The 15,753-nt window shown below is 43.7% G+C and carries 15 protein-coding genes and 1 tRNA gene; 7 read left to right on the top strand and 9 right to left on the bottom strand.

Features of this window, described 5'->3' with window-relative positions; all coding sequences use genetic code 11:
- Nucleotides 1-39: 39 nt before the first annotated feature.
- Complete coding sequence (locus tag K1Y79_RS23315) at nucleotides 40-1,140, bottom strand: vWA domain-containing protein (RefSeq protein WP_220252603.1); 1,101 nt, start codon at nucleotides 1,138-1,140, stop codon at nucleotides 40-42.
- A gap of 896 nt (nucleotides 1,141-2,036) precedes the next feature.
- On the opposite strand from K1Y79_RS23315, the gene K1Y79_RS23310 reads away from it, so the two are divergent.
- The gene (locus K1Y79_RS23310; RefSeq protein ID WP_220252602.1) at nucleotides 2,037-2,888 is read left to right on the top strand and encodes a sugar phosphate isomerase/epimerase family protein; all 852 of its coding nucleotides are present in this window, start codon (nucleotides 2,037-2,039) and stop codon (nucleotides 2,886-2,888) included.
- A 66-nt stretch (nucleotides 2,889-2,954) separates the two neighbouring features.
- On the opposite strand, the gene pgk is transcribed toward K1Y79_RS23310, so the two are convergent.
- Nucleotides 2,955-3,086 carry a phosphoglycerate kinase gene (gene pgk / locus K1Y79_RS23305; RefSeq protein ID WP_236059782.1) on the bottom strand — a complete coding sequence of 44 codons (132 nt, stop codon included), beginning with the start codon at nucleotides 3,084-3,086 and terminating at the stop codon, nucleotides 2,955-2,957.
- A gap of 165 nt (nucleotides 3,087-3,251) precedes the next feature.
- Between pgk and K1Y79_RS23300 the strand changes: the two genes are divergently transcribed.
- Nucleotides 3,252-4,007 (top strand): DUF2310 family Zn-ribbon-containing protein, encoded by a 756-nt coding sequence (locus K1Y79_RS23300; RefSeq protein ID WP_220252601.1) that lies wholly within the window; start codon nucleotides 3,252-3,254, stop codon nucleotides 4,005-4,007.
- 146 nt (nucleotides 4,008-4,153) lie between these two features.
- Here the strand turns inward: K1Y79_RS23300 and K1Y79_RS23295 are convergent, their stop codons facing one another.
- The 3 genes from K1Y79_RS23295 to K1Y79_RS23285 form a co-directional block, all read right to left on the bottom strand.
- Nucleotides 4,154-7,378, bottom strand: a complete 3,225-nt coding sequence (locus K1Y79_RS23295) for a glycosyltransferase family 117 protein (RefSeq protein ID WP_220252600.1) — start codon at nucleotides 7,376-7,378, stop codon at nucleotides 4,154-4,156.
- Between the two features lie 191 nt (nucleotides 7,379-7,569).
- Nucleotides 7,570-8,391, bottom strand: a complete 822-nt coding sequence (locus K1Y79_RS23290) for an SAM hydrolase/SAM-dependent halogenase family protein (protein WP_220252599.1) — start codon at nucleotides 8,389-8,391, stop codon at nucleotides 7,570-7,572.
- 266 nt (nucleotides 8,392-8,657) lie between these two features.
- Nucleotides 8,658-9,458 carry an SDR family oxidoreductase gene (locus tag K1Y79_RS23285; protein WP_220252598.1) on the bottom strand — a complete coding sequence of 267 codons (801 nt, stop codon included), beginning with the start codon at nucleotides 9,456-9,458 and terminating at the stop codon, nucleotides 8,658-8,660.
- 157 nt (nucleotides 9,459-9,615) lie between these two features.
- Between K1Y79_RS23285 and K1Y79_RS23280 the strand changes: the two genes are divergently transcribed.
- Together K1Y79_RS23280 and K1Y79_RS23275 are read left to right on the top strand one after the other, a co-directional pair.
- Nucleotides 9,616-9,688 (top strand) — tRNA-Lys (locus tag K1Y79_RS23280).
- A 292-nt stretch (nucleotides 9,689-9,980) separates the two neighbouring features.
- Nucleotides 9,981-11,336 carry a site-specific integrase gene (locus tag K1Y79_RS23275; protein WP_220252597.1) on the top strand — a complete coding sequence of 452 codons (1,356 nt, stop codon included), beginning with the start codon at nucleotides 9,981-9,983 and terminating at the stop codon, nucleotides 11,334-11,336.
- A 483-nt stretch (nucleotides 11,337-11,819) separates the two neighbouring features.
- On the opposite strand, the gene K1Y79_RS23270 is transcribed toward K1Y79_RS23275, so the two are convergent.
- Nucleotides 11,820-12,020 (bottom strand): hypothetical protein, encoded by a 201-nt coding sequence (locus tag K1Y79_RS23270; protein ID WP_220252596.1) that lies wholly within the window; start codon nucleotides 12,018-12,020, stop codon nucleotides 11,820-11,822.
- A 77-nt stretch (nucleotides 12,021-12,097) separates the two neighbouring features.
- On the opposite strand from K1Y79_RS23270, the gene K1Y79_RS23265 reads away from it, so the two are divergent.
- On the top strand, nucleotides 12,098-12,448 hold the full coding sequence (locus K1Y79_RS23265; protein ID WP_220252807.1) for an SOS response-associated peptidase family protein: 351 nt from the start codon (nucleotides 12,098-12,100) through the stop codon (nucleotides 12,446-12,448).
- A 211-nt stretch (nucleotides 12,449-12,659) separates the two neighbouring features.
- Here the strand turns inward: K1Y79_RS23265 and K1Y79_RS23260 are convergent, their stop codons facing one another.
- Nucleotides 12,660-12,893, bottom strand: coding sequence for a helix-turn-helix domain-containing protein (locus K1Y79_RS23260; RefSeq protein WP_220252595.1), 234 nt, complete (start codon nucleotides 12,891-12,893; stop codon nucleotides 12,660-12,662).
- A gap of 97 nt (nucleotides 12,894-12,990) precedes the next feature.
- Here K1Y79_RS23260 and K1Y79_RS23255 point away from each other — a divergent pair, with 97 nt between their 5' ends.
- Entirely contained in the window at nucleotides 12,991-13,482 is a 492-nt protein-coding gene (locus K1Y79_RS23255; RefSeq protein WP_220252594.1) for a hypothetical protein, read from the top strand.
- Between the two features lie 366 nt (nucleotides 13,483-13,848).
- Here the strand turns inward: K1Y79_RS23255 and K1Y79_RS23250 are convergent, their stop codons facing one another.
- Together K1Y79_RS23250 and K1Y79_RS23245 are read right to left on the bottom strand one after the other, a co-directional pair.
- Nucleotides 13,849-14,235: a hypothetical protein gene (locus K1Y79_RS23250; protein ID WP_220252593.1), complete on the bottom strand. Its 387-nt coding sequence runs from the start codon at nucleotides 14,233-14,235 to the stop codon at nucleotides 13,849-13,851.
- Nucleotides 14,236-14,573: 338 nt separating this feature from the next.
- The gene (locus K1Y79_RS23245) at nucleotides 14,574-14,990 is read right to left on the bottom strand and encodes an RNA polymerase sigma factor (protein ID WP_220252592.1); all 417 of its coding nucleotides are present in this window, start codon (nucleotides 14,988-14,990) and stop codon (nucleotides 14,574-14,576) included.
- 289 nt (nucleotides 14,991-15,279) lie between these two features.
- On the opposite strand from K1Y79_RS23245, the gene K1Y79_RS23240 reads away from it, so the two are divergent.
- On the top strand, nucleotides 15,280-15,702 hold the full coding sequence (locus tag K1Y79_RS23240; protein ID WP_220252591.1) for a helix-turn-helix domain-containing protein: 423 nt from the start codon (nucleotides 15,280-15,282) through the stop codon (nucleotides 15,700-15,702).
- Nucleotides 15,703-15,753 lie beyond the last annotated feature (51 nt).

Genomic DNA, 15,753 nt, shown 5'->3' with positions numbered 1-15,753 from the left:
ATGGATTGTCTGTCAATGATATGATTATATGATGCCAAATTAGAGCATCTTTCTTTTGCCATTCTCAAAGTCGAAGAAGAGAAATTGTCCCAGTTTATCGAGACCTGAGAAGAAGGCTTTTCCGTTGTTGGTTTCGGTAAACTCAGTTACGAACTTTTGCAACCACGGGTCTGTCGCTACCATGAAGGTTGTGATTGGAATCTTCAGTTTCTTGCACTGGGCGGCAAGGTTAAGCGTACGGTTCAGGATTTTCCTGTCCAGGCCGAAGCTGTTCTTATAATACTCTTTCCCGTTTTTGAGGCAGGTAGGCTTACCATCAGTGATCATAAAGATCTGCTTGTTGGGATTGCGCCTGCGCCTGAGAATATCCATTGCCAGTTCCAGTCCGGCGACGGTATTGGTATGAAACGGACCGACCTGCAGATAGGGGAGATCTTTGATTTCTATCTGCCAGGCGTCATTACCAAATACAATGATGTCAAGGGTATCTTTAGGGTAGCGGGTGGTGATCAGTTCACTGAGCGCCATGGCTACTTTCTTTGCAGGAGTGATACGGTCTTCACCGTAAAGGATCATCGAGTGAGAGATATCGATCATCAAGGCCGTGGAGGTCTGGGTTTTAAAGTCAGTCTCCTGTATCTCCAGGTCATCCTGATGGATGGAGAAGCTGTCTATGCCGTGATTGATCTGTGCATTCCGGATGGATGCTGTCATATCAATCTGTTCCAGTGCATCTCCGAATTGATAAGGGCGGCTGTCGGCATTCAGTTCGTCACCCTGACCAGATTTACGGGTGTTATGGTTACCGACATTGCTGGACTTCTTCAGTTTACCGAATATTTCCTCAAGTGCCCGCTTCCGGATGTTTTGTTCTGTTTTGCCGGTTATCTGGATACTCCCGTTTTCTTCGTTCTCCCGGATATATCCTTTTTCTTTTAACTCCTGTATAAAGTCTCCGATGCCATATTCTTCATTGGTAAGTTGGTACTCTTTGTCCAGTTCGGTCAGCCATTGTAGTGCTTCACTGACATCGCCGCTGGTGTAAGTCAGCAATTGGGTGAACACATCCAGTAACTTCTCAAAGGGCGATTTTCCCTGCTGCTCATCGGGTTCAAATTTGGAAAAATGTATGCCTCTCATAATATTTAAAATTAGGCAATTTAGTGGTATGAAGTACATGCATACTCCATGGGCGGCAATTTCACCTCGTTGCTTTCAGTAATATGAATATGCAATAGCCGGTTATGTATGCGATGGAAAGTAATATATGAAGGGATGTTTATTTCTTAACACTGTTACCTGATTCTGGATGTTAAAAAGCATGTACTTTTTCTATTTTAGTTACCCATTCATTGAGGTATAGCGGTGTGTTAAATGAGGGCTATTTAACGCTATTATCTGACGCAGCGTGACCAAAGATTATAGTGGACCCTCAGGCAGAATTACGCCTGTTTATGGCCTTTGGATAGGGAGTTACTCAGCTGGATAATATAGGAGATACATACCGGTAAGTTAGCATAATATGTAGGTTCTCGTCAACACTATTTGCTATAAGCTGTATTGTATGGTCATTGAATGAGATATAAACCGGCACTTGTCTCTTAACCGTCGCCTGAATTAACCTTTTCAATACCTTTAGGGATGCTTCATTCAACGCGCTTTGGCGCTTAGTTAATATGTGACTAGATGCTAATATCTTAACCCTTACTGCTCCCACAGCCTAGCCCGTGTGATCATTCCGCCCCAACAACACGCTTTTGATAATGCCCCGAAAATAGTAGTGTTTCGTTGCCATACCTACGCTGGTCGAAGCTGTATGACGATGGCATGTGAGTGTGAAGTACGATTTCCGCCTTCTTTGATAGCGGATTGTTTATATTACATATTGGATTATTGGCAAAAATCTTAATTTGTAGGATGCCGGCCGTATTTGTAACCCGTAGGTACCGGTTGAACAGTATTGTTTGCTTTCTTCAGGGAAAGCTGTTAATTTTCGCAAAGGTCTTTACTGAATAAACAAATTAAAACATTAGCAGATGATTAAAAAATTGAGCAGCGTTCTGTTACTGGCCGGAATATTGGCGGGTACAACGATGACGTCCACGTTGAGTTTTGCGCAGGGAAAGGCAGACAAGCTGGGCTGGAAACTGGGCGCGCAGGCCTATACATTTAACCGTTTCACACTGGCGCAGGCACTGGACAAAATGGACAGTGTGGGTGTACAATATGTAGAGTGTTACAACGGACAGTCAATCGGTAATGGCATTGAAGGCAAATTCGACTGGAGGATGGATGCCGCTAAGCAGGATGAGGTGAAGGCCATGTTCAAAGAGAAGAATAAGAAACTGGTAGCTTATGGTGTATTATCTCCTGCCAGTGGCCTGGAATGGGAGCAGGTGTTCAAATTTGCCAAAGCTATGGGCATCCAGGTAATCACAGCTGAACCTAAAAGAGACCATTGGGATCTAATCTCAGATCTCTGTAATAAATACAAGATCAAAGTAGCTATCCACGATCATCCGAAACCAAGTCATTACTGGCATCCGGATAGCGTATTGCTGGCAATTCAGGGCCGTAGTAAGTACATGGGTGCATGCGCTGATATTGGCCATTGGGTAAGGTCAGGTATGGAACCCGTAGACTGTATCAAAAAGCTGAAAGGGCATGTGCTGCATCTGCATTTTAAGGACCTGAATGAGAAATCACCAAAAGCACATGATGTGATCTGGGGGAATGGTGTATGTAATATGCCGGCGGTATTAGCAGAACTCAAGTCTCAGAACTTCAAAGGCATGTTTTCAGTAGAGTATGAATACAATTGGGACAACAGTGTGCCCGATGTGAAGGAGAGTGTGAAGTTCTGGTGGGATGAGGTCAACAAATTATAATAGTGCAATAATGTTTGATGAAAAAGCTCCCGCGAAAGCGGGAGTTTTTTTATTATACCCCCTGGTCTACATGGTAATACGCACACTGGTCATGCGAGTATCATCAGTGATCTCAAATTTATCATTAAGCGGCACGTTGAAATCTACGCGCACTACAGCTTTAATGCCGCTGAAATTGAAGTCGGAGAATTGACTCATTATGCAAGTTGTTTTGCGTTGTCAGCTGGAATATTAGCAGACCTACTGCGTCAATAAATAGCTATGTCATTAATTATCAGTACTTAGACATATGCTAGAGATCATTTTTTATACTGGAAGTATTTAGTATATTTATTATATCCTATTATGAAATAACTATATCCTATGTTTATTTATCAGATTCTGTTTCAAAAGGCCGACTGGCCGCAAGCAGAAAAGGAAGCATTCCTGCATGATGCAGGTTTCTTCATCCGTTCTCTACGCGCTAATGGCCAGCTGGTATCGAGGAACGACGTATTTCTATTCCAGGATGATCATGTCTCTCTTCACGTACAGTGTCTCACCAAAGATTCGCTGGATGAGCGTTATAACAGCGATTATGTCAATCAATGGATAGCTGTTCTTATGGATCGTTATGGGGTGACTATTACTTATAGGTATTCGGGCGAGCAACTGGGAGCAGAATCGGCAGCTGATAGCATTGCTGCAAGTTCATTTATACTGTATTGGGGAGGCTCTTCTCCTGTAAGATCAGGAGATAACTTTGCCCCTATACCGCTGTATGCGCTACCATATACTTATACCAGGCACCGGAGCTATGAAGATATCAATTCCTGGTCGAAGGATTACGAAGGTATTGACGGATTATGGTTCCGTGGTTCCATGGGAGAGCGTCCCTTTCATAACTACCTTACAGATATTGGCAGTCCGCTGACGATGCAGGGGCGGGGCATCTGTGACCGGCTGGAACAACTGACAGGAAAGCCGAGTTACTACTACCTGTTTAACTACGACCGTAGGGAGATGGAGCATTCTTGCCCCTCTTGTGGTAGAGAATGGCAACTGACGCATAAGATGCTGGAGAAATTCGATCTCAGGTGTGATCCTTGCAGATTGGTGTCGGAGAAAGTGAAAGGTTAAAAGACGCTGAATCAGGATGCAGCACCTTTGTATTGCCAGCAGTATCGGTTGTTGAACGAAGAATTGCCTGTTCCGGCAGTAAACAAATAAAAACGGGGCTGTATCGTAATGATACAGCCCCGTTATATTTAAACCGTTGTCGGTTATTATTGTGGTAATCCGTCTGTTGTCTGTTCCTGGCTATCGATTTCGATAGCACCAGGTTGCTCCAGCTGCTGACGGCGTTCAGGATGTGTGAAGTCTTCCTTCATACGTTGCAGCAGGGTGATGAACTGTTCTGCCAACTGCATATCGCGGTGCAGGCCATTCATTTTACCCGGAGGCAGGCTACGGTAGTACTGTAACTGTTGTGTACAGTCTTTGATGATCATCTGCGCGATCTGGTCTGCTTTCTTCGCATCGCCGGCAAGATAGTATGCATATACAGTCTGCATAGAGCTGTAGTTGTGCATTTGCCCAGGTGTGGTCATTGCGTAAGGGAAGTTATCCTGCAGCAGATTCTTATCGCTCTTGTTAAGTACTGCCAGTGCGGAATCTTTTTCACCTTCCAGGGCCATAGCGGTACCCAGTTTGGTATAAGCGCCACGCAGATATTGCAGCAGTTTACGGTTAGGCTCATCAAAGTATGTACCTGGTACATTAGCACCACCGAAGGAGAATTTCTCCATCAGGTTCTTGTACATAACAGGGATGTTCACATTCTCATCAGCGCCCATAGGATCATTATTATCTTTCCTCTTCAGCGGTACCAGGCGGTAGGTTAGACCATCCGGACGCAGGTAATCGTTCAGACCCAGGTCGGTAGGGCTGGTGAAGTAGATAGGACGTTTCCAGTCGTTGGCAGCGATGATATCATATACAGCGAGGTCATTCTTCAACAGGTAGTTTTTATTTACCTGGAATGGCAGCTGTGGCATGATGCGGGAGCTGTCATGGATATCGACAGTACCGTTTTTGATCACTTCAGCAACGTTTACCGGAACGAACAGCTTCTTGGCAGGCAGATAGTTGATCTGTGAACCGTCTGTTGTAGACAGTTTCACACGAGGATCGTCAGAGCCCATAAATGCCATTACTTCTTTCAGGTTATAGAACTTATCCTGAGGGAAGTTACCACCATCGTAGTACTGGATGTAGTTTCGGTTTTCACCCTGGTATTTATCCGCGGACCAGGACATGGGCACACCCTGGCTTTTGTTTACCATATGGCGCTGCTGATCAATATACCAGTCAACACCCAGGAGGCTCAGGTTGATTACACGTACATCCGGACGGATACCTTCTACTTCCTGTGCGTACCACAGGGGATAAGTATCATTATCACCTACCGTAAACAGTATCGCATTTTCTGCGCAGGAGTTCAGGTAGTCAGAAGCGATATCGCGTGCGATTGTTTTTGTAGAACGGCTATGATCATCCCACTCCTGGAAGCCCATCAGGACAGGTACAGCCAGCAGGCACACAATGGTAGCCAGCGGAGCGGAGATAGCTGATTTGGTCTTCTTTTTCAGGAACTCAGTTACTGAGAGAACGCCGAGACCAATCCAGATAGCAAAAGCGTAGAAAGAGCCTACATAGGCGTAGTCACGCTCACGTGGCTGGTTACCCGCCTGATTCAGGTAAAGCACAATAGCAAAACCGGTGAAGAAGAACAGGAGGGCAGCTACCAGCGTATCCTTGCGGTGATTATTATATTGGTAGAAGAATCCGATGACGCCCAAAACGAATGGCAGCAGGAACAGCGTATTGTGTCCTTTGTTGTTTTTCAGGCTGTCTGGCATCATTGACTGGTCGCCATACATCACATTATCCAGGAAAGGGATACCAGTGATCCAGTTACCGTCACGTTTGTTACCGTAACCCTGTGTATCATTTTGTTTACCGGAGAAGTTCCACATGAAATAGCGGAAGTACATAAAGTAAACCTGATATGATACAAAGAAGCTCACATTGTCTTTAAAGCTTGGACGCTGATTAGCATCAAGTCCGAGCCAGTCACGGTAGTAATCAGCATGGCCCTGGTCATTGCTTGCATCCCATACACGTGGGAACAGCATCTTATCTTCTGCAGCATAAACTGGTACCTGCTTTTTGCCAGCGATGACATATTTATCTGCACCACGTGCATAGATATTACCTACATCTTCGTAACCGGTAGGACGAGCAGTAAACACCTGACCATAAATCAGCGGGAAATCACCATACTGTTCACGACCGAGGTAACCTACCAGGGAAATCGGATTATCTACATTATACATATCTACAGAAGGATTCGCGGTAGAGCGGATCATGGTAGTGATGTAAGTAGAGTAACCTAGCAAGAGGAAGATGATGGAGTAGATAGTTACTTTGGTAAAGTGTGTAAAGTTCGCTGAGTCAACCTTTACATCAAATTGCCTGATAGTATAAGGTACAAATACGATCGCAACAGCAATCAATACCTTCAATATTTTTACGCCTGTGCCGGTGCTGTCGTTAAATACCGGAATGATAATAACGGAAGCAACGAGGATCAGCGGAGCGTATATACCAAATTTCGGATTCTTCAGACCGTACAGCAGAATACCTGCCAGGGCGATGAAATAGAAGGCAAAACCACTGTAGAAAGGCAGACCGAGGGAGTTTACGAAGAACACGTCCATCAGACCTGAAGCCTTAATAGTATCCTGAATCACAAATTTCTGCACCAGACCAGTGATCGCACAACCGATGATAAACGCCCAGATGGTTCCTTTAGTAGTCACCTTGTAACGTTTGAAGTAGTACACCATTACGATGGCCGGGATGGTGAGGAGGTTGAGCAAGTGGACACCGATAGAGAGGCCCATCATGAAAGCGATGAAAACAATCCAGCGGTCAGCGTAAGCTTCGTCTGATTCATGTTCCCATTTCAGGATTGCCCAGAATACGATAGCGGTAAAGAGGGAGGACATTGCGTATACTTCACCTTCCACAGCAGAGAACCAGAAGGAATCGGAGAAGGTATAAGCCAATGCGCCAACGATACCAGCGCCCATAATAGCGATCATTTGTTCGCGGGTGATCTCAGCCACGTTCTTCACCATCAGGCGACGTGCAAAGTGTGTAATAGTCCAGAAGAGGAACAAAATTGTAAAACCACTGGATAGGGCGGACATCAAGTTAACGCCCAGGGCAGCCTGGGAAGGCTCCAGCGGAATGGTAAACAATCTACCTAACAGCACAAATAAAGGAGCACCGGGAGGGTGCGGAACCTGTACCTTATAGGCACTTGAAATGAACTCGCCGCAATCCCACAGACTGCCGGTGGCCTCCATCGTCATAATATAGACAGTGCAGGCAATGATACAGATAACCCAACCGACGATGTTGTTGGTCCTTTTAAAATTCATAAGGATGTTTTAGGTCCGACAAAAATAGAAAAAGTGGCAAATTATGATAATTAGCGATAACAGTTTTAACTTTTTCTTTAATAAGAGAAAATTTTTGCAGATACAGCAGCTGAAAAGCGTAATAGTAAAGGGATTGATTAACAAAGGGATAAGTGTTCGGGGAAGGGTAGGGGATGCCGGTCCGGCTGGATTTAGCCGAAGATAATGCGGATAGTCTGGTAAAAGGCCAGTTTCTGGTAACCGGAGATCAGCTGATCGCGGGTAAAGCCCTGCAGACCAAAGAGTCCGGCTGCATTACCTTTATTAATGGCGATTTCCAGATAGCCGGCTGCGTTAAACAGGGCTAATTTATGTCCTTCAGGCACATCAGCATATGTTTCACTGAGTTGCGTGATTGATTCATCCCGACGGAAGAAGATAGAGAATGGTCTGCCTTGCCGGCTTTCTTCAAACTGCTGGCGGGTGATATTCACTACGACGTTCTCAAAATTGTCTATATGAATGATCTGACCGTCAATATAATCCTGACCGGTCATTGGCTGGAGGTTATATTTGATGACAAATTCGCTGGCTGGTTCGCCGATATCCGTCAGTGAACGTCCGTTCTGTAAATCGCGGTAGGCTTCCGCGAATCTTTCCAGGATAGTGAACGTATCTAATGGACGGTCTTTGTAAAGCTGAAGTTTCACCACCTTCTCAGGCGAGCCTCCAGCAATCATGGTAATCAGCCCATTATCAGCACAGGCGATATATTGTCCATTATGCTCAGCTAAAAGTACATGGTCGGCTTTACGATCAAAGAGATTGATCAGTACAATGTGGAAGGTACGTGGAGGGAAGTAAGTGAAGGCACTCTTACATATATATGTAGCCTGGGGTAAATTGAATGGTGATATCTGATGAGTGATGTCCATAACGGGGACACCAGGACAGTGTTGCCACAGCTGCCCTTTAATGGCGCCTACCAGGTAGTCCTGCAAGCCGATGTCGGATGTCAGTGTAATTATGGACATGTTATCAAAGAATACCAATTTCCCAAAAAGGATGCCATTGGGCTATTAGCGGCGTTTTGTCTGCAAAGAAATATAAAATATATATGTTGCTGTACTGAATTTGTCAATAACTTGTTAAGATGTGAATAACTATAAACAGGCTGTAATTGGGGTTTTGGGGCGTGTGATAAGTGATCTAATTGTGACCTTAACAGTGGTAGAAACAGTAAGCCATTCATGCTAATTCGCTTGTAATCAATCATTGACGATGAACGGCTTACAGGTAATCACTTAAGAGGAGATCCTGGTTCTTTCCTAAAATGATTGTACACTAAGCCGTCAAGCAGGCCGGGGAAAAGTTTACTGAGCATAACTGTCAATTTGCCTTGTCCGGTAAGCACCAACGTGCGTTTCCGTTTTGCCACTGCTTTGAGTATTTCATCTGCTACTGTTTCAGCGCTCATCAATTTACCTTCATCAAGGGGCGTTTCAGCCTGTGCGCGTCCGTCTTCATTTAGAGCGGTATTACGTATGTTCGATGCGGTGAAACCAGGACTTACCCACATTACGTTAATGCCTGTATGCAGATTCTCAGTACGTAGTGCTTCCAGGAAACCTTGCATGGCAAATTTAGAGGCAGAGTATCCGGTACGTCCTGGAAGTCCGCGGTAACCCGCTATAGAAGATACACCTACTACAGTCCCTTTGTTCGCCAGCAGTGACGGTAAAGCGTATTTTGTGCAATAAACCGTACCCCAGAAGTTAATATCCATCAGCTGCTTTAATACTGTAAGATCCGCGTCGCGGAAAAGCGCACGCATTGATATTCCTGCATTGTTAATAAGAATATCAATCTTTCCGAGTGTAGCTACAACCTGGTCGATAAAACGTTTACAGTCATCTTCCTTGCTGACGTCAGCTATATATGTATGCAAGTGATCATTAGCGAGTTCTTTTTCCAGTGCTGAGAGCGTGTCAGCTTTTCTGCCACATACTGCCACCTGCGCCCCCGCCTTCAGGGAAGCTATGGCTAGTGCCTTACCAATACCAGAAGTACCCCCTGTGATGACTACAACCTTATTTTGCATTAGAAATTTTTTTCAGATGCAAAAATAGGAGGAAATAATATATGATGTTTCTTTTTGTCAATTGTGACTTTTTGTAAAAATGGTTGAAAAAAGGTTGTCAAAAACTTTGTGAGATGAAATATTTGTATACCTTTGCAATCCCGATTACAAAAGGGACGATTCCGTAGCTCAGTTGGTAGAGCAATACACTTTTAATGTATGGGTCCTGGGTTCGAGTCCCAGCGGGATCACAACCGAAAAAATTTAGGTTGACAAAAACTACCAGAATCGCGCTAAAACGCAATATGGTAAAAAGATTAAGCTTGCACATGCTTTGTGCAAGCTTTTTTGTTTTCCCTATCAAACTTCAAAATTTTCAAATTTGCAAAAAGTCTCAAAGTGTAAACCATGTGTATACACATTTTCAAAAAAATTACACACGGATACCTTTGTAATTACTTGAAAATCAACCTGTTCATTATGTGTACATCTTGATCTGTAGGAACTCTAATCCGACATTTGTTTCACTTAAAGACAGAAGTCATGATTGAAAGTAGTTATGCATTTTATCCGTTTCTACGGACAGACCCAAGAGCAAAGAATCCAAGGACCTATCTCTATCTCCGTATCACCGTTGACGGAGAGGAGGAAACCTTTTCAACCCACGAGGTCTGGGACAAGGAGCGTTGGGACATGAACAAGAGGAGGGCAGTCGGTCCACGCGCTGATGCGAAAGCCCTAAACGAGTACATTGATTCACTGAGAGTGCAGGCCACGATGGCCAAGAATCGCCTAATCAATACTAACAAGAGAATTACCGCTGCCGCCATCCTGGCCTATATGAGAGGGGAGGCTGATGAATGCAAGGGCGCGCTTGAGCTATTTAAGGCACACAATGAGACGATGGAAAAGCTGGTCGAAGAGGGTGAATATGCCTCAGGAACTTTAGACAAATACCGACAAGCATTTAGCCACACCACAAATTTCATTGAGCAAAAATTTGGTAGAGACGATATACAATTACGCGAACTCAACTATGCTTTTATAGAGGATTTTTACAATTACATGCGAATTACTGCAAAGTGCGCACAAAATACTTCTGTAAAGGCTCTATCCAATTTTAAAAAAATCATACTAAATGCTGTTACCCGGGGCTACCTATTAAAAGATCCATTCGCAGGATTCAAACTCACGAGAAAAGATGGGAAGAAAAAGGCGATTAACAAGGCTCAGCTCAAAGCGGTCATGGATAAAGTCTTCAAGAGCGAAAGACTAGATAAAGTCAGAGACTGGTTTGTTTTCTCCTGCTATACAGGACTGGCCTATATTGATATCAAAAATCTAAGGCGATCGGATTTGGTTGATGGAATGGACGGGAAGAAATGGATCATGCTCGATAGGCAAAAGACAGATGCCCCAACACGACTTCCTTTGCTTCCTGTGGCCTTATCGATAGTCGAGAAATATTGGAAAGACGCAAGCTGTATTGAAAACGGTAAGCTTTTTCCTATCCCATCGAACCAGAAGATCAACGATTATCTAAAAGAAATTGGAGCACTATGTGAGATCGAACTAAACCTTACATTTCATATCGCCCGTCATACCTTTGCTACTACTGTAACGTTAAAGAATGGCGTGCCAATGGAAACTGTGAAGATTCTGCTCGCGCATGCCTCTATTAAGGAAACAGAAAGGTACTCAATTGTTGATGAAGAGAAGGTTATGGAGGACATGGAAAAACTATCTCAAAGGCTACATCCTGATATCTATGACCAGAGCTTGAAGGCTTTAGGAGATATGTCAAATGATCCGGCTAATGTACGTTTAGTAAAAATCATTCAAATGGCTGTAGACATTACGATGGATAGATTAGAACAAAGATTGAAGGAAGCGGTATAATGCCCTTATCTTATAGCAAAACTAATAAATTTAAATAAGTTAAAAATTTCGGCCATATAGGGATTGTCTAGGCAGACAATCCCTTCACATCCTCATTCCAAACTCGCGATAACCCAAGTTCTCAACAAATTATTGGGGATATTGTTACTTCGCATGATCTAACCACTGTCTATAAGATCAATCAGTACAGCTGTCCATACATCACCCCTTTAGAACAACATTATAAGACCATTACCTGCTTTGTAAAGAACAATAACCCACACGCCTTTGGGGGAAGAATCTGTTAATGGAAAAGACCAGAAAGGAGTACAAACCATACCCACACCTTCAAAGTAACTACAATTTCAATCCCGTTTCTCTTTGGGCATTTCTCCCAAAGAATAAGTCCACCGCACTATGTAGTGTAATAAAACATTCATCTCACCTATACAGGAAGATAGGGAGTGGGCAGATAGGGAAATACGCCAAATACAGCTGATCAACTTACACCAATGTATGCCAGGTCAAGGCCCAATAATCACAAATCAATTGAATATCGGCAGCCATTTTAGCATAGCTAGGGTGTTTAATGAAATAACCCTGAACAAATAGTTCTGTTGCCTCTTGTACAAAATCATTTCGCTCACTCGTAGTTATCAACAAGAACGGCGTTTCCAAGGCTTTTATCACACCATCTTCCAGCATGTGCTGCCTAAGTTCCTAACCACTCATTTTCTGAAGATTAATGTCGCAAAGGATGATAAAAGTACGAACACCGGCATATCGAAACCTGGGATACCCCCGTTCCTTATGGCATCGGCACCAATAAACAGCCAGATAACGAATACTTTTTTATACCCGGCATCTATCAGACTTATGAGAAGCTATTGCCCAATAGAGAGAAACGCAGAGCATCAGGCTTCGCGATGATCACCAGCGAAGCCAACGAAACCATTTGTCACATCCACAACCATGGCGACAATAAGCACCGTATGCCGCTATTTGTAAGCTTGGAAATGGCCAAGCAATGGATTTCTCCTAAAGGAACCTTGGGTGATTTTAAGGAAATCATTCACTACCGGCTACCAGCCGAAGAACTGAATATACTACACCGTGCATCCCCTTACTGGTAAAAAGGCACGGCCAGATGGTCAAAACAAAGACGCCGCCTGGACATGGCCCGACTTGCCGCCATTGGTTAACGACCGACCAATCAGTCTAAATAGTCTTTTTGATCCGCGAATGCAGAAGCCTCCTAGCAGATAGTCAGACGAAATTACATCTTAAAAGATTGATGATAAACACATTAACTGATAGTAGATAGGTTAACAGTAGTCGGCAAAATTACAAGGCCTTTTCCGGCCAGAAATCCCGTGGAGAACAATCCAACACTTTTGCAATCTCATTCAGGATTTCAATGTTATAATGCTTACCGCTAGAGTAAGACTCAAAGCGTGAAATATACTTGTCAGATTTGCCGAGCCTAAAAGACAACTCAGCCTGGCTAATATTCAATTCCATACGGCGTTCCCTCACCCGATCAATAACATATCTGTCTATTGCTGAAATTTCCGCCATACGAAGGCGAAAAAATACAATCTCCCGGATACTGCCACCCAACTATAGTTGGGTATTTCATCATAATGGAGTATTTTACACTCAAATCCCAACGCTCATGCTTTACCTCATTGCAGCCACTATCAACGGAAAGGAATACCTCATCATTGAGCCAAACTTCGATATCATTACCTACACCGACCTACAGACAGCCAAAAACCAGTTTCGGCACATTTATCATCTCATCACTAATGAAGCAAAAAATTCTATCCCATTCCAAAAAGCCGTAAAGCTACTGATCACGGCGCAACCCACCATTTTAAAAAAAGAGGCCAAACTATCCGAAATAGCCCTTACGGTACTTGAAGCCAGCACGAAGGAAGCAACCATGAGATCAAACATACCCATCATCATCAGGCCGCACATCCTTTTACCCCTAAAGCCAGGATTTATTAACAAACACGAAGTGCTCAACATCCAGAGAGACATCGAAGCCAGCCCCTGCATAGGCCCAAATGGCGAAATCACCTACCAAATGTTCAATTCGGACCCGACTATCAGCGCAGAAGCTAGAGTAGCGAAATTTAGGCAGCAGCACGGACTCAATTAAGCCCGCTAATATTCCTTGAGTTTATCAATGATCCCCATCAGGGCATCAATCAATATTTCTTTATCCCTATCCTCAGCCTGATAGCTTTTGATGCGCACACTGTTAGCGCTCAAATCCTTATTTCATTCCAGAACAACAACAGCTCATGTAGCGATGGACACGCAGACAGTGCCGAGTCCTGGCCACGGTATTGCTCGATATCTGCCACAATCATGCGGCAGTAATCCGCGTCCTTAATGCGTAAAGGCTCCTGGCGTTCTACCCGCGCACAAAACTCATCCAGAGTCTCCTTCACTACCTCACAAGCCGCATCCGTATTCGCATCATCCTGCAACTTTTACAGCAAATTTAGCTCAGTAATGGGCATTAGCTGATCAGCCGTAATAAATCTGGAAAAATTGGTATCCATAAAGCTCCGTAATTCCCGGAGCAGCACGTGGGCCATGCGCAACAACTTAGCAATTGCTGTTGGCCATCGCCCAACGGATACAAATAGTCATACACTTTATGCATCATCAACACCACTGCATCATAGTGTTTTGACACCATTGAGGCCACAGCATCCATGTTGGTTTCACTAAAAAATTGCTTTCTAAACTCACGCTCCGCCCGTAGCACCTCTGTTTTAAATAGCTCGGTGGTAGCTTCAGCTTTATCATCGGTAATCGGATCATATACCGAAACGCCAGGGTTCAGTTCAAACGTAATCAAATAATCGAGTCTTTCAAACAGATAGGGGTTTTCAGTTTTCATAGGGATAGGTCAAAAGGTTTAGATAACCTTTGAAAATGAATGACTAAAAACGTTGCAGGCAAAAAGCAAAACGGTCAGAAATAACCATACAAAAAAGTGGATGCCATGATGTCGGCACCCACTTTATTAAAGTAACACTAAACTAATTTTGATGCAAATCTGCGAAAAATTATAGGCAAAAGCAAACAGAAAAGATTGGACTTTTTGGTCACATCCGGTGATTGATTTCATTCCTTAAAGAATGATTAGACCAAAGCAGATCATATAAATTACACAGGTTATTTCACAATAAGCCATAGTCAATTTGCAGTTGAAGCTTATCGGGTAAATCCTGCGGATTAAGTGTTAAAACCGGTTTTACACAAACTGTTTTTAGAAGCAGCGGCCAAAGCCAGAGCCAAGATAGAGCGCCTATTAACCGATGCAAGCGCTGCTGTACAAATGCTTTTCTCAAGGGATGCGGTAACCATATATTTCTGTTGGTTTTTGCTTTTCCGAAATGACATCAGCACCCCATTTCGCGCAGCACAATAAAGATAGGCATCCAGTGCGCCTTTTATTTCCAGCTGACTTCCACCTGCCAGGAGATTGGAAAAGATGTCGTGTACCACATCTTCTGCAGCATGTTCATCTTGCAACATCTTAAAAGCATGTTGAATCAATAGGGCTGCGTATCTAACGTCAACTGCTTCAACAGCGGTATCATATCCTTCGGAAATCCGTTGTGCCAATTCACTGTCAGAAAGAGATTGCATTGATCCCATCAGTTTTTTTCATAGATAGTTAGTTACGGCAACAGGGATACTTGTCTACCAAATGTAATTACAAATTATTTTAATGTCAAAAAGATGGTAGGTTATTGATCAGTTTTCCCCTAACCGTTGCGAATGATTTTACCTCACTGCGGCAGTAAGTCAGTCTATACATTGCAACTTTACCTCAGCGTATTCATTGGTTACCGGTTTGCCTTCAGGCAAATTCACTAAGGATTCAGATCGAAGAAAGGAAGTACACAACCATAAGCCCTGTAAATTTATAACTGTTATGCAGTTCTCTAAACGTTACCAAGAGATTGTAGAACGCGTTCATGCAGACATTTGCAGCAATCTTCAACCTGGCCAATCTGTACAAGCTATGGCTCAAATTCATGGTATCCCTAAAAACGCTTTAAACTTCTATTTCACAAAAGTCTACGGCATCTCCATCTATCAGCTGAAACTTCGTGTCACCATGAGCTACGCCAGGAAGAAAATACTGAATGGCCAGAGCATCCAGGACTTACAAGAGGAATTAGGATACCGCAGTCCTAAGCATTTTGATACTGTTTACCAAAGCGTATATCAAGAACTACCCAGCCGAACGCTTGAAGCGCGACAAAAACATGTCCTGCGGATGCTTCAAAAATTGCTTTGTTTCTGGTACCATCAAATCAAAAAGGAACGCAGACGCGTTCCTTTGATCGGCTAGTGCATTTGCGCCGTGACACGTTTAACGGCGTCTTTTACAAGCCATGCCTAT

This window comes from Chitinophaga rhizophila (genome assembly GCF_019492185.1).
Taxonomy (GTDB): domain Bacteria; phylum Bacteroidota; class Bacteroidia; order Chitinophagales; family Chitinophagaceae; genus Chitinophaga; species Chitinophaga rhizophila.
Note: the sequence above shows the minus strand (reverse complement) of the source record. Positions and strands in the feature narration are given on the sequence as shown.